General features: G+C 75.0%; 15 protein-coding genes. 9 read left to right on the top strand and 6 right to left on the bottom strand.

The window, feature by feature from the left end; all coding sequences use genetic code 11:
• Positions 1-12 precede the first annotated feature (12 nt).
• Both AB0E62_RS27985 and AB0E62_RS27980 read right to left on the bottom strand, forming a co-directional pair.
• Positions 13-1,788 (bottom strand): sigma-70 family RNA polymerase sigma factor, encoded by a 1,776-nt coding sequence (locus AB0E62_RS27985; protein WP_362199524.1) that lies wholly within the window; start codon positions 1,786-1,788, stop codon positions 13-15.
• 152 nt (positions 1,789-1,940) lie between these two features.
• Positions 1,941-2,348, bottom strand: coding sequence for a helix-turn-helix domain-containing protein (locus AB0E62_RS27980; RefSeq protein ID WP_362199521.1), 408 nt, complete (start codon positions 2,346-2,348; stop codon positions 1,941-1,943).
• A 107-nt stretch (positions 2,349-2,455) separates the two neighbouring features.
• Between AB0E62_RS27980 and AB0E62_RS27975 the strand changes: the two genes are divergently transcribed.
• The 3 genes from AB0E62_RS27975 (at position 2,456) to AB0E62_RS27965 (ending at position 5,297) form a co-directional block, all read left to right on the top strand.
• Positions 2,456-3,322, top strand: coding sequence for an alpha/beta hydrolase (locus AB0E62_RS27975; protein WP_362199519.1), 867 nt, complete (start codon positions 2,456-2,458; stop codon positions 3,320-3,322).
• A 151-nt stretch (positions 3,323-3,473) separates the two neighbouring features.
• Positions 3,474-4,547 (top strand): NAD(+)/NADH kinase, encoded by a 1,074-nt coding sequence (locus tag AB0E62_RS27970; RefSeq protein ID WP_362199516.1) that lies wholly within the window; start codon positions 3,474-3,476, stop codon positions 4,545-4,547.
• Positions 4,548-4,796: 249 nt separating this feature from the next.
• On the top strand, positions 4,797-5,297 hold the full coding sequence (locus AB0E62_RS27965; protein WP_362199513.1) for a peptidylprolyl isomerase: 501 nt from the start codon (positions 4,797-4,799) through the stop codon (positions 5,295-5,297).
• Between the two features lie 61 nt (positions 5,298-5,358).
• On the opposite strand, the gene AB0E62_RS27960 is transcribed toward AB0E62_RS27965, so the two are convergent.
• Positions 5,359-6,138 (bottom strand): alpha/beta fold hydrolase, encoded by a 780-nt coding sequence (locus tag AB0E62_RS27960; protein ID WP_362199510.1) that lies wholly within the window; start codon positions 6,136-6,138, stop codon positions 5,359-5,361.
• 163 nt (positions 6,139-6,301) lie between these two features.
• Here AB0E62_RS27960 and AB0E62_RS27955 point away from each other — a divergent pair, with 163 nt between their 5' ends.
• The 3 genes from AB0E62_RS27955 to AB0E62_RS27945 are packed head-to-tail and all read left to right on the top strand — an operon-like array spanning position 6,302 to position 9,159.
• Positions 6,302-6,955: a PAS domain-containing protein gene (locus AB0E62_RS27955; protein ID WP_362199507.1), complete on the top strand. Its 654-nt coding sequence runs from the start codon at positions 6,302-6,304 to the stop codon at positions 6,953-6,955.
• A 14-nt stretch (positions 6,956-6,969) separates the two neighbouring features.
• Positions 6,970-8,139, top strand: a complete 1,170-nt coding sequence (locus AB0E62_RS27950) for an alanine racemase (RefSeq protein ID WP_362199504.1) — start codon at positions 6,970-6,972, stop codon at positions 8,137-8,139.
• A 51-nt stretch (positions 8,140-8,190) separates the two neighbouring features.
• Positions 8,191-9,159 (top strand): threo-3-hydroxy-L-aspartate ammonia-lyase, encoded by a 969-nt coding sequence (locus AB0E62_RS27945; protein ID WP_362199501.1) that lies wholly within the window; start codon positions 8,191-8,193, stop codon positions 9,157-9,159.
• 103 nt (positions 9,160-9,262) lie between these two features.
• On the opposite strand, the gene AB0E62_RS27940 is transcribed toward AB0E62_RS27945, so the two are convergent.
• From AB0E62_RS27940 to AB0E62_RS27930, 3 genes are all read right to left on the bottom strand, one after another.
• Positions 9,263-9,769 carry an NUDIX hydrolase gene (locus tag AB0E62_RS27940; protein ID WP_362199802.1) on the bottom strand — a complete coding sequence of 169 codons (507 nt, stop codon included), beginning with the start codon at positions 9,767-9,769 and terminating at the stop codon, positions 9,263-9,265.
• A gap of 323 nt (positions 9,770-10,092) precedes the next feature.
• Positions 10,093-11,202, bottom strand: a complete 1,110-nt coding sequence (locus AB0E62_RS27935) for an enoyl-CoA hydratase/isomerase family protein (protein WP_362199498.1) — start codon at positions 11,200-11,202, stop codon at positions 10,093-10,095.
• Between the two features lie 232 nt (positions 11,203-11,434).
• Positions 11,435-12,172: a class I SAM-dependent methyltransferase gene (locus AB0E62_RS27930; RefSeq protein ID WP_362199495.1), complete on the bottom strand. Its 738-nt coding sequence runs from the start codon at positions 12,170-12,172 to the stop codon at positions 11,435-11,437.
• A 296-nt stretch (positions 12,173-12,468) separates the two neighbouring features.
• Between AB0E62_RS27930 and AB0E62_RS27925 the strand changes: the two genes are divergently transcribed.
• From AB0E62_RS27925 to AB0E62_RS27915, 3 genes are read left to right on the top strand one after another with little or no spacing between them, the layout of a single operon-like run.
• Positions 12,469-12,807, top strand: a complete 339-nt coding sequence (locus tag AB0E62_RS27925; RefSeq protein ID WP_362199493.1) for an antibiotic biosynthesis monooxygenase family protein — start codon at positions 12,469-12,471, stop codon at positions 12,805-12,807.
• Positions 12,804-13,691: an NAD(P)-dependent oxidoreductase gene (locus AB0E62_RS27920; RefSeq protein WP_362199490.1), complete on the top strand. Its 888-nt coding sequence runs from the start codon at positions 12,804-12,806 to the stop codon at positions 13,689-13,691. Before AB0E62_RS27925 ends, AB0E62_RS27920 begins: the two co-directional genes overlap by 4 nt.
• Positions 13,688-14,395 carry an amidohydrolase family protein gene (locus tag AB0E62_RS27915; protein WP_362199487.1) on the top strand — a complete coding sequence of 236 codons (708 nt, stop codon included), beginning with the start codon at positions 13,688-13,690 and terminating at the stop codon, positions 14,393-14,395. The genes AB0E62_RS27920 and AB0E62_RS27915 overlap by 4 nt, the downstream gene beginning before the upstream one ends.
• The last annotated feature ends 51 nt before the right edge of the window (positions 14,396-14,446 follow it).

The following is a 14,446-nucleotide window of genomic DNA, read 5'->3' as shown; positions in this document are numbered from 1 at the left end:
TCGCCCGGCGGTTCAGAGTTCCGCGCCGAAGTCCTGGGTCCACCACGGGCCGCCCGCGCCGTTGTGGACGCCCACGCCGATGTTCTCGAACGAGCAGTTGAGGATGTTGGCGCGGTGGCCGGGGCTGTGCATCCAGGAGTCCATCACCGACCGCGGGGTCCGCTGGCCCCGGGCGATGTTCTCGCCGTACGTGGACCAGCGGTAGCCGGCGGCGGTGACGCGTTCGCCGGGGCCGGCGCCGTCCGGGTTCGTGTGGTCGAAGAAGCCGCGCGCGGCCATGTCGTCGGAGTGTCCCCGGGCGGCCCGCTCCAGCCGCGGGTCCTCGGTGACCGGGCCGCATCCGGCGGCGGCCCGCTCCTTGTTCACCAGCGCGACCACCTGCGCCACGGTGCCGGTGGGCGCCGGGGGTGCCTCGGGGGTCGTCCGGGAGGCGCTGGGCCTCGCGGGTGCGGGCGGCTGGGCCTTCGGCGTGCCCGTGGTACGCGCCGGGCGGGGGCTCTTGGCGGCGGCCGGCTTCTCCGGCCGCGAGGGGGAGGGCGACGGGGAGGCCGAGGGCGATGCGGAGGCCGAGGGCGACGCCGAGGTCCGGACGGGAGTGGGGGCCGGCAGGTCCGCCGCGAAGGCGTCGGCGGTGGGTGCGGCGGTCGCCTCCCTGGTCTGCGGTCCGGAGCCGGTGCCGAGGTACCACAGGCCGCCGCCCGCCACACAGGCCGCCACCACGGCCCCGCCGACGGCCCGGCGCCGGATCCGCCGCCGTCGCCGCGCCTCGCCGCGGGCAGACGTACGACGACGGGGGGCGCGTACGCCGACGACGCCCGCCTGCCCGCTGTCACCGTCCTGTCCGGCCCCCGGGTGGGAAGCACCGGGGGCCACGTCGTCCGGCCCGGCGAATCCCGCCCGGCCCGGGTCCGGCCCCGTAGCACCCGTGTGCGGCGCGGCAGAACCCGCGTGCGGCGCGGCGGAGCCCGTGTGGGCGGTCAGGTGGAGGGCGGGCGTCGCGGCGGACCGGGTCGTCGCCAGCAGGGTGGAGGACACCGCGACGAGCGCGAGTCCGGCGAGCAGTCCCTCCGCCGGCAGCAGGCCGCTCCCCAGGCCGCCGCAGCGGGCGCAGTCGCGGGCGTGCCGGGCTATTCGCTTGCGCCAGAGGGCGGAGGGCAGGCCGTCCCAGGAGGCCAGCACGCCGCGCAGGTCCGCGCAGGCGGGGCGGGTGTCGAGCGCCCGTACCACCACGCGGGCCGTTTCCAGGCGCGCCTTCATCCGCTGCACCCGTACCGCCGTGTGCTGCGGCGACACCCCGAGGGCCGTGGCGACCTCGGCCCGGGTCAGCTCGCCGGCGCACTCCAGCCACCACAGCGAGAGCACCTCGCGGTCCTCCGGCTCCAGCCAGCGGGTGGCGCGCGCGGTCTCCTGGCGCTGGCCGGACAGCTGGAGCCGGGCGATGGTCAGGTCCACGAAGTCGGCGCCGGGGTCGGCGACGTCGGCGGCCTCCTCGACCGCGTCCGGGGCGAGCCGGCGGTCCCGCCAGTGCGCGCGGACCCGGTTCATCGCGATGGCCACGAGCCAGGAGCGGAAGCTCTCCGGGGTGCGCAGGTCGCCGAGCGAGCCGAGGGCCCGGAGCATGGTCTCCTGGACCACGTCGTCCACGTCGACCGAACCGTTCAGGGCCCGCCCCACGATGTTGTACACCAGCGGCAGGTAGGCGCCGACCAGGGCGTCCTGGGCCGCCGGGTCTCCCGCTCGGGCGGCGTCGACCAGTGCCGCCGTGTCGACCGTGTGCTGTGTCCTCATCAAAGCTTCCCTGTCCTCGGCGCCGAACGGTGCTGTGCGTCATCTGGGAGACCGTCCGGCGCGGGGCCGATAACAGTTCTCGGGACGACAGTTCGGAGCGACGTTCGAGGGGGAGGCTCACAGGGGCGGTGCGGCGGCCGCTAGGGCGGAGATCACACCGGGCGGGCCGGAGCGCCGTCGCTCAGCGCGTTGGCCCGGTCGACCTCGGCCATGTGTTCCTCGGCCCAGTCCCGTACGGCGGCGAGCACGGTGTCGAGCGACAGGCCGAGCGGGGTGAGCCGGTAGTGCACGGCGGGCGGTACGGAGGGCTCCACCCGGCGCGCGGCCAGGCCGTCGCGGACCAGGCTCCGCAGGGTCGCCGCGAGCATCTTCTGGGAGACGCCCGGCATCCGGCGCAGCAGTTCGGTGAAGCGCACCTCGCCCGGGGCGGCCTGGGCGAGCACCTTCACCGCCATCGACGTCCATTTGGTACCGATCCGGTCGAGCAGCCGGCGGGTCGGGCACGCGGGGTCGAACAGGTCGCCGCGCGCGGCGGGCGCGTCCTTGGCCTGGGAAGTCACCTGGAGCTCACCAACTGACAGGAAAGTGCGGTCTGTTGCGGGTGAGCCTAGTCACCTAGCGTTCCCTTGTCACCTTTCGTAACTCAAGGAAGTCCACGGGGTCGCTCATGACTGTCACCTCCCTGCCCGGTGTGCGGCTGCGCCGGGTCACCCTCGACGGGACCGGACTCAACGTCGCCACGGCCGGCACCGGCCCGGCCGTGCTGCTGCTGCACGGCTTCCCGCACACCTGGCGGCTGTGGAGCGAGGTCATCGGGCCGCTGGCCCGCCATCACCGGGTGATCGCGCCGGACCTGCGCGGGTTCGGCGACAGCGACCGGCCGGCGGACGGCTACGACGCCGGGACGCTCGCCGACGACGCCGCGGGCCTGCTGGCGGCGCTCGACGCGGGCCCGGCCGCCGTGGTCGGCATCGACCTCGGCGCCCCGCCCGCGTTCCTGCTGGCCATGCGCCGGCCCGGCCTGGTACGGCGGCTGGTGCTGATGGAGTCCCTGCTGGGCGATCTGCCGGGCGCCGAGGAGTTCCTCGCCGCCGGGCCGCCGTGGTGGTTCGGGTTCCACGCGGCGTCCGGGCTCGCGGAGTCGGTGCTGACGGGGCACGAGGAGGCGTACGTCGACTGGTTCCTCGAGCGCGGCACGCTGGGCCGGGGCGTACGGCCGGACGTGCGCGCCGAGTTCGTCCGCGCCTACACCGGCGGTGCGGCGCTGCGCGCGGCGTTCGGCCCCTACCGGGCACTGCCCGCCGGTGCCCGGCAGATCCGGGAGGCGGTGGCCGGCGGCCGTCTCACCGTGCCCGCCCTCGCCATCGGCGCCCACCCGGTGGGCCGCTCGCTGGAACGGCAACTGCGCCCGTACGCCGACCGGTTGACCGGCAAGGTGATCCCGGACTGCGGCCACATCATCCCGCTGGACCGTCCCGAGGCGCTGCTGGCCCTGCTGGAGCCGTTTCTCGCGGCGGACGGGCCACGGGGGTGACGGGTCCGGCCGGCGCCCGGGGGTGAGGGCTCGCCGGACGGCCCGCTCCGCGGGACCGCGCCGCCCCGGCGGCGTGGCGCGCGCCGGGGCGGTGCCGTCCGCGGCGAGGATGACGCCGGGCAGGAAACCGGCTGGAGGCGGGTGTGCGGGTATGACGGTGAACCGTGTCGGTCTGGTCGTGCACGGCGGGCGCGCCGAGGCGGTGGCCGCCGCGCGCGAGGTGCGCGCGTGGTGCGACGCGCACGGGGTGGGCTGCGCGGACATCGACGTCTGGCGGGAGGGCGCGCGGCACAGTGCCCGCGAGGAGTTGGACAGCGCGGGTGATCCCGACCTGATCGTCACCCTGGGCGGTGACGGCACGTTCCTGCGCGGGGCCCGGCTGGCGGCCGAGAACGACGCCCTGGTGCTCGGTGTGGACCTGGGCCGGGTCGGTTTCCTCACCGAGGTGCCCGCCCCGGCGGTCCGGGCCGCGCTGGACGCCGTACGGGAGGGCCGGATCCATGTGGAGAACCGGATGCTGCTCACCCTGCGCGCGTCCTGCCGGCTGAAGGTGCCCCCGCAGATGGAGGCGCTGCTGAGCCATGGGCGCGGGCCGCTGCTGCCCCCGCCGCCGGTGCGCACCGAGTGCGAGGCGGGCGCGGACTGGGGGGTCGCCCTGGACGTGACCGCGCTGAACGACGTGGTCCTGGAGAAGCTCTCCCGGGACCGGCAGGTGTCGGTCGGGGTGTATCTGGCGGGCCGGCTGCTGGCCTCCTACTCGGCGGACGCGCTGCTGGTGGCCACGCCCACGGGGTCGACGGCGTACAGCTTCGCCGCGGGCGGCCCGGTGGTCTCGCCGCGGGCGGAGGGCCTGGTGTTCACGCCGGTGGCGCCGCACATGGTGTTCAACCGGTCAGTGGTGGCCGCGCCGGACGAGCCGATCGCGCTGCGGGTGCTCCAGCGGTCGGGGCGGGCCGCGGTCAGCGTCGACGGCCAGTTGCGCGGGGTGCTGGGCCCCGGGGACTGGATCGGGGTGTACGCCGCTCCGCGCCGGCTGAAGGCGGTCCGGCTCGGTCCGATGGACTTCTACGGCCGGCTGCGGGAGCGGATGAACCTGACGGACGCTCCGGCCGCGCTCGCCGACGGGCAGGCCGCCCCGCTGTGGCCGGTGACCTCCCCGCCGCCGGGGGATCTGGCCCATCTGGCGCTTCCACCGGCCCCCGGCGACCCGGCCCGGCCGTCCTGACCCCCGCCAAAGCGGCGCCGGCCGGAAAGGTCCGCGCAGAGGGTCCCGGGGGCCGTCCGGGGGCCCGGCGTGACCCGGATGGCCGTTCGAGGCGCGGGGCGGCGCGGCGTCGTACGTGTGCCCTGTGGTCGTATATTCCATGGTGCCCTCGGGCCGTCGGACCGGCGTGCCCGTCGGTCGCACCGGAGAACGGCCGGCCGGGCCGTACCTGTAGCGTGGGCGAGTCCCACCGGAATGAGGAGATTTTTGATGTCGACAGTCGAGCTGAACACCAGCGCCGGCCGGATCGTGCTGGAGCTGAACGACGCCGCGGCCCCCAAGACGGCCGAGAACTTCCTGGCGTATGTGCGCAGCGGCCACTACGACGGCACGATTTTCCACCGGGTCATCAACAACTTCATGATCCAGGGCGGCGGTTTCACGACGGACATGCGGCAGAAGCCCACCCAGGCGCCGATCACGAACGAGGCCGACAACGGGCTGAAGAACGACAACTACACCGTGGCGATGGCGCGGACGAACGACCCGCACTCCGCGACGGCGCAGTTCTTCATCAACGTTTCGGACAACGCGTTCCTGAACCACACCTCCAAGTCCCCGAACGGCTGGGGTTACGCCGTGTTCGGCCGGGTCACCGAGGGCCAGGACGTCGTCGACGCCATCAAGGGTGTCAAGACCGGCAGCCGGCAGGGCCACCAGGACGTCCCCACCGAGCCGGTGGTCATCGAGTCCGCCAAGGTCCTCGGCTGACCCACCTTCCGCGGGCGGTACCGGCTCGGCCGGTGCCGCCCGTCCCCTGTGCCCGGCGGCCTCAGACCGCCGCCCCGGCGCCGGGCGCGAACCGCCGCAGCGCGGCCCCGATCCGGGCCAGGACGTCCCGCTGCCGCGCGACCAGGTAGAAGTGGCCCCCGGGGTGGACGTGGCACTCGAACGGACCGTCGGTCTCCCGGGCCCAGGCCCGTACCTCCTCGGGGGTGACCCTCGGGTCGGCGTCGCCCGTCAGCGCGACGACGGGGCAGCCGAGCCGCGGTCCGGGGGTGGGCCGGTAGGTCTCCACGACGCGGTAGTCGGCCCGCAGCCCGGGCAGGACCATCTCGAGCAGTTCCTCGTCCTGGAGGACGGCGGAGTCGGTGCCGTCGAGCTGGACGACCTCCTCGATGAGCCGCTTGTCGTCGCCCAGGTGGACGGTCTCGGTCCGCTCGACGGACGGGCCCCGGCGGCCGGAGAGGAAGAGCACCGCGGGGGGCCGGCCGGCGTTCTCCAGCAGCCGGGCCGTCTCGAAGGCGACGAGGGCGCCCATGCTGTGCCCGAACAGCGCCAGCGGTGTCGTCTCCCGCTCGTCCAGCGCGTCGAAGACCCCGTGGGCGAGTTCCTGCACGGAGTCCGCGAAGGGCTCCCCGGCGCGGTCCTGGCGGCCGGGGTACTGCGCCGCGCGCACGTCCACCGTGGGCGACAGTGCCTTGGAGAGGGCGAAGTAGAAGCTCGCGGAGCCGCCGGCGTGCGGCAGGCAGAGCAGTCGCGGCGCACCCGGCACCGGCTGGTGGAAGCGGCGCAGCCACTGCGAGCGCCCGGCGCTGGACGGGTCTGCCATGGATCCCCCTCGACGGTACGTGCCGTGTGCGAAAGCTGCCGGTAGGGAGCGTAGTTGACGTCCGGGTGCGGTGCGGTCCGGTTGCCGTGGACAGTGACCGCCCCCACGGCCTAGACTCGTCATCCAGAAATAGATCGCATGTCCAGGACGGTGGGGAGGCCCCGTGGACCACCCGGCGAGGACCGCCGAGGACGACGGCGCGGACGAGCACCTCCTGGGTGAGGCGGAGAAGATCGCGGTCGCGCTGGGCCGCATGTTCCCCGGCCTGTGCGAGGTCGTACTGCACGACCTGCGCGACCCGGACCACGCGATCCGCGCCATCGAGAACAACCTGTCGGGCCGTCAGGTGGGCGATCCCGCGACCGAGTTGGGCCTGGCCCGCATCGCCGACCCGGACTACCCCGGCGTCGTGCAGAACTACCCCAACCGGTTCCCCGACGGCCGCCCGGCCAAGAGCACATCCATCGGCATCAAGAACGCGGCGGGCGAGTACGTCGCCGCCCTGTGCCTGAACCTGGACGTGTCCGTCCTCTCCCCCGTCACCCTCGCGCTGTCCAACCTCGTGGCCACGGACCGCGAGCACCGTGAACGGCCCCTGGAGACCCTGCGGGACCGCACCGCGCGGGAGCTGCGCGAGGCGGTGGAGGCCCGGGCCGCCGAGCGCGCCGCCACCCCGCGCTCGCTGAGCCGTCAGGAGAAGAAGGCGCTCGTACGGCAGTTGCAGCGCGACGGCTACTTCGACTCGCGCGACGCCGCGCAGACCATCGCGGACCTGCTCGGCGTGTCCCGGGCGACGGTCTACAACTACGCGAAGTGAGGGGACCCCCGTCCATGAGCACCGCCTTCTCCCCCGCCGCCGTCCGGACCCTGGCCGGCCCCGGCACCCCGTTCGCCGTCGTGGACGCGCACCGGTCCCGGCGCAACATCGCCCGCCTGCGGGCCCGCGCCGACCGCCTCGGGGTCGCTCTGCGCCCGCATGTGAAGACGGCCAAGAGCCTGGACGCCGCCGCCCTCCTGCACGACGGCGCGCCCGGCCCGGTCACCGTCTCCACCCTGGCCGAGGCCGAGGCGTTCGCGGACGCGGGGTACCGCGACCTCACCTACGCCGTCGGCATCGAACCGGGCAAGCTGCCGCGCGTGACCGCCCTGGTCCGTCGCGGTGTCACCCTGCGCGTCCTGCTGGACAGCACCGAGCAGGCGGAGTTCGTCGCCGCGGCGGCCCGGGCGGCCGGGCTCGCCCTGCCCGCGCTGATCGAGATCGACTGCGACGGCCATCGCGGCGGTCTGAGGCCCGACGCCCCGGGGCTCACCGGGATCGGCCGGATCCTGCACGAGGCGGGCTGCCTGGACGGCGTCCTGACGCACGCCGGCGAGTCGTACTTCGCCTGCACCGCCGAGGAGCGGCGGGCGGCGGCGCGGAACGAACGCGACGCGGCGGTCACCGCGGCGGACCGGCTGCGCGCGGCCGGCCTGCCCGTGGGCACCGTCAGCGTGGGCTCCACCCCGACCGCGCACGCCGCCGAGGACCTCACCGGGGTCACCGAATTGCGCGCCGGGAACTACGTCTTCTTCGACCTGGTGATGGCCGGCCTCGGCGTCTGCGCACTCGACGACCTCGCCCTGTCGGTGGTGGTCACCGTCATCGGGCACCGCCCGGAGTACGGGTGGATCGTCACCGACGGCGGCTGGATGGCCCTCTCCCGCGACCGCGGCACCGCCGCCCAGCCCGAGGACCAGGGCTACGGCCTGGTCACCGACCTGTCCGGCACCCTGATCCCGGGACTGGTGATGACCGCCGCCAGCCAGGAGCACGGCACCCTCACCGCCCGGGACGGCGCGGCCCTGCCCGAACTGCCCGTCGGTACCCGGCTGCGCGTCCTGCCCAACCACGCCTGCGCCACCGCCGCCCAGCACCACGGCTACCACGTCGTCGACAGCGCCCGCGGCACGTCGGCGCCGCCCGCGATCGAGGCGTACTGGCCCCGCGTCTCCGGCTGGTGACCGCCCCGCTCCCCTTCTCCCCGCCCGTCCCGTCGTCCCGAGGACCAGCCCATGGCCGCCGCACCGTCCCTCACGTTCGCCGATGTCCGCGAGGCCGCCGCCCGTATCAAGGGTGTCGCCCACCACACCCCCATCCTCACCTCCCGCACCCTGAACTCCCTGGTCGGAGCGGAGGTGTTCATCAAGGCCGAGAACTTCCAGCGGGTCGGCGCCTTCAAGTTCCGCGGCGCCTACAACGCCATCGCGCAACTGCCCCCCGGGCAGCTGGCGAAGGGCATCGCGGCCTACTCCTCCGGGAACCACGCCCAGGCCACCGCGCTGGCCGCCCGTGAACTGGGCACGCGCGCCGTCATCCTGATGCCCGAGGACGCTCCCCGCTCCAAGCGGGAGGCGACCGCGGGATACGGTGCGGAGGTCGTCACCTACGACCGTTACACCGAGGACCGCACCGCGCTCGGCCACGCCCTGGCCGAGGACCGCGGGCTGGCCCTGATCCCGCCCTACGACCACCCGCACGTCATGGCCGGCCAGGGCACCGCGGCGCTGGAACTCCTGGAGGAGACCGGCCCGTTGGACGCCCTGCTGGTCCCGGTGGGAGGCGGCGGCCTCCTCGCCGGCTGTGCCACCGCCGCCACCGCGCTGCACCCCGGCATCCGGGTCGTCGGCGTCGAACCGGAGGCGAGCGACGACACCCGGCGCTCCCTGGAGGCCGGTGCCCGCGTCACCGTCCCGGTGCCCCGCACCATCGCCGACGGGCAGGCACTGGCCACACCCGGCGAGCTCACCTTCCCCGTCAACCAGCGGCTGGTCGACTCCGTCGCCCTGGTCGGCGACGCCGAGATCGTCACCGCGATGCGGTTCGCCTTCGAACGTCTGAAGATCGTCCTGGAGCCGAGCGGTGCCTCGGCGCTGGCCGCGCTGCTGGCCGGACGCGTCGGCCGTCTCCCGCGGCGGATCGGCGTCATCGCCTCCGGCGGCAACATCGACACCGCCCGCTTCACCGCCCTCGTCGGCGGCTGACGGCCCGGCCGGCGCGGGTGCCGTACTCGGTGACGTGCGGGCCGCGCACGTCCGGCACGGACCCGCAGACGCCTCGCGCCGGGCTGGGGGCGGGCCGCCGGGGTCACCCCTCCCCCCAGTCCCAGGTGTCGAAGTACCCGGCCACACCGGTACGGCGGGCCTCCGTCACGGCCGTCAGTCGCGCGAAGTCCCGCTCCGGCATCAACGGCCGCCAGTCCGCGAGCGGCAGCACGCGCACCTCGTCGTGCTCCTCCGGGTCCAGGGTGATGCCCCGGATCTCCGCCTCGCCGAGCCGGCCCCCGTCGAAGATGAAGCCCATGGTGCTGTACGGCCACTCGTCACCGGGCAGGCCGTAGACCGCGGCCAGCAGCCGGGGCGGGCCGGCGACCGTGATGCCGGTCTCCTCACGGCACTCCCGCACGGCGGTCTCCCACGGCCGCTCGCCCGGTTCCATCGTGCCGCCGGCCAGCTGCCACGGGTGCGCGGGGCTGTAGGGGGCGTGCAGCTGGACGGGACGGTCCTGCTCGTCGGTGAAGTGGACGCAGGCGAACCCGGTCGCCTTCATCAGCTGCTCGGCGTACTCCTCGGGCGGCAGCCAGACGCGGCTCACTGCGTCACCCGCCCGGGGGACTTCGGCGGGGGAGGTGAGCGGGCGGGTGGCGCGGGGCTTGCGGATCACGTGCGAAAGGGTCCTTCCGAACCAGTGCCGAACCAGTGCCGATCGGCGTGCGGACGGTCGTACACGCGGTACAACGCCGGCGGGCGCCGAGCGGCACGCCGTGCTCGCGCGCTCACCGGGGCGTCTCCGGGGGCGGGGAGACGGTCCTGCCGGTCACCGGGGCTCCCTGTCGCGGGGTGAGCCGTCGGGGCGGGGTGCGGGGAGGGCGGGGCCGGCCGGCGGGGTGGGGGCGAACTGGGCGGCCTGGGCCGTGCTCAGCGCGGGTCGTCCGCGGCTCCGTCCGCGGCCCGGTCCGCGCCGAGGCCCAGCTCCCGGTCGCCGAGCGGGGCGAAGAAGCGTTCCACGTCGGCGTCGGTGACCTCGGCGAGGGCCGCCGGGGACCAGCGCGGCCGGCGGTCCTTGTCGATGATCTGCGCCCGGATGCCCTCGACCAGGTCGGGGCTGTCCAGGGCGGCGCAGGAGACGCGGTACTCCTGGTCGAGGACCCGTTCCAGCGAGCCGAGGCGCCGGGCGCGGCGGATCGCGGCCAGGGTGACCTTGAGCGAGGTGGGCGACCTGCCGAGCAGGGTCTCGGCCGCCTCCTTCGCCTCCGTACCGCCGTGGGCGGACAGCCGTCCGACGATCTCCTCGACCGTGCCGGCGGCGTAGCAGGCGTCGATCCAGGCGCGTTGCTCGGCCAGCCGCCCGTGCGGCGGCCGCTGTTCGTGGCGGGCCAGCGCCTCGGGCACGGGGAGGGCGGCGAGGTCCGCGGTGAAGGAGGGGAGGGACGCGGACGGCAGGTAGTGGTCGGCGAGCCCGCACAGCAGGGCGTCCCCGGCGCCGGCCTGGGCGCCGGTCAGCGCGAGGTGGGTGCCCAGTTCGCCGGGGGCACGGCCGAGCAGGTGGGTGCCGCCGACGTCGGGGACGAAACCGATGCCGGTCTCGGGCATGGCGATCCGCGAGCGTTCCGTGACGACGCGGACGCCGCCGTGCGCGGAGACGCCGACGCCGCCGCCCATGACGATGCCGTCCATGACGGCGACGTACGGCTTGGGGTAGCGGGCGATGCGGGCGTTGAGGCGGTACTCGTCGCGCCAGAACGCGGCGGAGGCGGTGCCGTCGCCGTCGCGGGCGTCGTCGTGGACGGCGCGGATGTCGCCGCCCGCGCACAGGCCGCGCTCGCCCGCGCCGGTGATGACGACGGTCTCCACGGCCGGGTCGTGTTCCCAGGCGGTCAGGGCCTCGTCGATCCGGCGGACCATGACATGGTTCAGGGCGTTGAGCGCCTCGGGCCGGTTGAGCGTGATGTACGCCGCCCGCCCCTCCGTGCGCAGCAGGACGGGTTCGGCGGTGCCGGGCGCGTCGGTCCGCGCGCTGCCGGTCATCCGGACGCCTCCATCAGGCCACCGGCCACGATGACACGCATGATCTCGTCGCTCCTTCCGGTCGGGTGCACCCACGGTCGGGAACGATCTTCTCAGTGCGGTGCCCGCCGGGGTGGCGGCGGCCCCCTCCCCGCCGGGGACGCGCGAGGACGCCCGGCACCACCGGCCCGTGCGGCAGCCCGGCACCACCGGGCCGTGCGGCAGCCGGTCCGGTGGTCGCGGCCGCCGTCGCTCAGAGCGTCGTCGGCCGCAGCACGAGGCAGACGAAACCGAAGGCGTCCCGGTAGAGACGGAGCCACTCCTCGCGGTGGGCCGTGGCCGTCGCGAGCGCCTCGGCGCTGTCCGGGTGGCCGGGGTGGTCCAGCGCCCAGGAGGCGAGCGTCCCCGTCCAGGCCCATTCGTAGTCGTCCAGTTCCCGGCGGGTGCTGACGTGCCCGTGGACCGGTGTCCAGCCGTCCGCGACGACCCGGTCCAGGGTGGTCGGCAGGTCGTCGAGGTCACCGAGCAGCGCGACGGCCCCGCCGGCGGGCTCGCGGTCCCAGAACCCGTCCCCGACCAGGATCCGTCCGCCGGGCGCGAGGTGCCGGCGCGCCGCCGCCAGGGCCGGCGGCAGGCCGCCGAACGCGTGCGCGGCCCCGACGCAGAGCACGAGGTCGAAGGAGTGCGGGGCGGTGAACCGGGCGGCGTCCCCGCGGTGCAGGACCAGGCGGTCCCCGACACCGAGCCGGTGTGCGGCCCGGCGGGCGTCCTCCAGCGCGCGCCCGGACAGGTCGACGCCCTCGGCGCGCAGCCCCGGTCGCGCGGTCAGGGCGCGCAGCAGCCACTCCCCGCCGCCGCAGCCGAGGTCGAGCACGCGTCCGCCGTCGCGCGGCAGGGCCCGCTCCAGCAGCCCGCGCACCGCGTCGTCGTCGAGCGGCGCGGCTATCGGGTGATCCGCGTGCGCGCGCCTGGAGATCTCCTCACGGTCCACCGGCGGAGCCTGACACGTCCGGCGGCACCCGCGCACCCGGATTTCCGCGCGGCACGCGCACCGGGCGGGCCGAAACCCGTCGGCACTCGAAAGGGGTGCGCGCCGGGCCCTGTCCGGGGCCCGGTCCCGGCGCCTCCGGCACCGGATCCCGGACCGTCCCCGCTCACCCGAACCGGCTAATGACGCAGCGTGCACCCCTTGTGCCCACTGGGGCGTCCCCCGTTCGGAGTTGCGGCCGTACGGGCGACATGAGTCCGTGGGAGTCGTGTCCCACCGGATCTCACTCAGGAGGAGACATGGGCACCAACCACCAGGGCCGATCGGCCGACACACTGGGCGTCGTCTTCGCGGTCCGCGTCATCGAGGGCCGTGAGCAGGGCTTCCTGGACCTGTACGAACAGCTCCGGAAGTCGGTGGCCGGCACCCCCGGCCACATCGTGGAACGGCTCGGCCGGCCCGCCGACGACTCCCGTCAGTGGGTGATCACCAGCGAGTGGCAGTCGGCCGAGCAGTTCTTCGCCTGGCAGCAGAGCGAGGAGCACCGCGAACTGGTCGCGCCGCTGCGCGAGTTCGTCGACCAGCGGCAGTCGCTGCGCTACCGGGTCGTCAAGGAGACACGGGGGGTGGCGTCGTGACGCGCACCCCCACCGGCCCCGTCGCCGTGCTGGGCCTCGGCGCGATGGGCGCCGGGCTGGCCCACCGCCTGCTCGACCAGGGCGTACGGGTCCGGGTCTGGAACCGTACCCCGGACCGGACCGCGCCGCTCGCCCAGGCCGGCGCGCACGTCGCCGCCCACCCCGCCGAAGCGGTCGCGGGGACGAGCGCCGCCCTCTGCGTCGTGGCCGACGGGCAGGCCCTCGGCACCGTGCTGCGCGGGCCGGACGGCGTGCTGGCCCACGGGCCGTACCCGGGCACGCTGCTGTGCGCCAGCACCGTGGCCCCCGAGGAGGTCGTGCAGATCGCCGGGGACCTGCCCGCGGCGCTGGACGTGGGGATGCTCGGCAACCGCGACCACGCCCGCGACGGGGAGCTGCGGCTGTTCGTCGGCGGCACGAAGGAGGCGTTCGATGCCGCCGGTCCGCTGCTGCGGGCGCTGGGCAAGGACGTCGTCCATCTGGGCGCGCTCGGGTCCGGCATGCGGATGAAACTGCTCCTCAATCTGCTGATGGGCATCGAGGTGCAGGCGCTGGCCGAGGCCACCGAGCTGGCGGAGGCCTCGGGACTGGACCGGCAGCTGGTCCTGAAGACCGTCGCGGGCAGCGGTTTCGCCTCGCCGGTCATGGCGTTCAAGTCGCGGCGGCTGGCGTCGGGCCGCTTCGACGAGCCGGACTTCCGGCTGCGGCTGATGGCGAAAGACCTCATGCTCGCTACCAAGCAGGCGGCAGCCGCCGGCCTGAGCCTGCCGCTGGCGACCGCCGCGGCGGAGACCCACGTCCGCGCCACCGAGCAGGGACTGGGCGACCAGGACTGTGCCGCGATCACCCGCGCACTGAGACCGAAACCGGGAACCGACACGTGATCATCGACATCCACGGGCACCTGTCCCCGCCGGAAGCCGCCGAACGCTTCCCCATGCCCCCGGCCCTGACCGACGTCGACGGCATGCTCGCCGCCCGCGCCGAGGCCGGCATCGACCTGACCATCATCGGCAGCCCGGTCGGAGCCGGGGCGATGGCGCGGGTGCCGGGCGTGGACAACTACGCGCAGCCGCGCGACCGGCTGCGCGCGTTCCACGCGTGGATGTCGGGCCTGATCCGCCGGTTCCCGGACCAGTTGCGCGGCTATGTGTACGCCAACCCGTTCGGGGACGACGATCACCTGGAGGGGGTGCGGGAGACCCTGGCGGACCCGGCGTTCGTCGGCCTGATCACCACCTCCAGCGTGCACGGGGAACTGCTCGGCTCCCCTCGCGCGGACCCGTTCTTCGCGCTGGCCGCGGAGGCGGGGGTGCCGGTCCTGGTGCACGCCCCGGCGGAGCCGGCCGGCACCGAACGGGTCGAGCAGACGCCCTTCGTGGAGCAGATCGGCCGCTTCGGCGACGTCACCCTGGGCATGGCGATGATCGCGTTCGCGGGGTGGCTGGACAAGTACCCCGGTCTGCGGCTGATCGGCGCGACCGGCGGCGGCGCGCTGGCGCTGCTGCCCGAGCGGCTGCAGACCGCGGCGCGCCCCCGGCACTGGGCCGGGTGCGGAAGCCGGCGAGGTCGTAGAACGGGCTGGTGACATGGAGGGACACGCGCTCGTCCCACAGGGCCCGGTTGTCGTCCCGCCAGC

Origin of the sequence: Streptomyces sp. NPDC038707, assembly GCF_040636485.1 — a bacterium.
In the GTDB taxonomy this organism is placed as follows: Bacteria; Actinomycetota; Actinomycetes; order Streptomycetales; family Streptomycetaceae; genus Streptomyces.
This window is presented reverse-complemented; position numbering and strand designations above follow the sequence as displayed.

Excerpts from the sequence above, each read along its gene's own strand:
- AB0E62_RS27985 (WP_362199524.1), bottom strand. The coding sequence starts at position 1,788 with ATGAGGACACAGCACACGGTCGACACGGCGGCACTGGTCGACGCCGCC.
- AB0E62_RS27975 (WP_362199519.1), top strand. The coding sequence starts at position 2,456 with ATGACTGTCACCTCCCTGCCCGGTGTGCGGCTGCGCCGGGTCACCCTC.
- AB0E62_RS27970 (WP_362199516.1), top strand. The coding sequence starts at position 3,474 with ATGACGGTGAACCGTGTCGGTCTGGTCGTGCACGGCGGGCGCGCCGAG.
- AB0E62_RS27965 (WP_362199513.1), top strand. The coding sequence starts at position 4,797 with ATGTCGACAGTCGAGCTGAACACCAGCGCCGGCCGGATCGTGCTGGAG.
- AB0E62_RS27960 (WP_362199510.1), bottom strand. The coding sequence starts at position 6,138 with ATGGCAGACCCGTCCAGCGCCGGGCGCTCGCAGTGGCTGCGCCGCTTC.
- AB0E62_RS27950 (WP_362199504.1), top strand. The coding sequence starts at position 6,970 with ATGAGCACCGCCTTCTCCCCCGCCGCCGTCCGGACCCTGGCCGGCCCC.
- AB0E62_RS27945 (WP_362199501.1), top strand. The coding sequence starts at position 8,191 with ATGGCCGCCGCACCGTCCCTCACGTTCGCCGATGTCCGCGAGGCCGCC.
- AB0E62_RS27935 (WP_362199498.1), bottom strand. The coding sequence starts at position 11,202 with ATGACCGGCAGCGCGCGGACCGACGCGCCCGGCACCGCCGAACCCGTC.
- AB0E62_RS27925 (WP_362199493.1), top strand. The coding sequence starts at position 12,469 with ATGGGCACCAACCACCAGGGCCGATCGGCCGACACACTGGGCGTCGTC.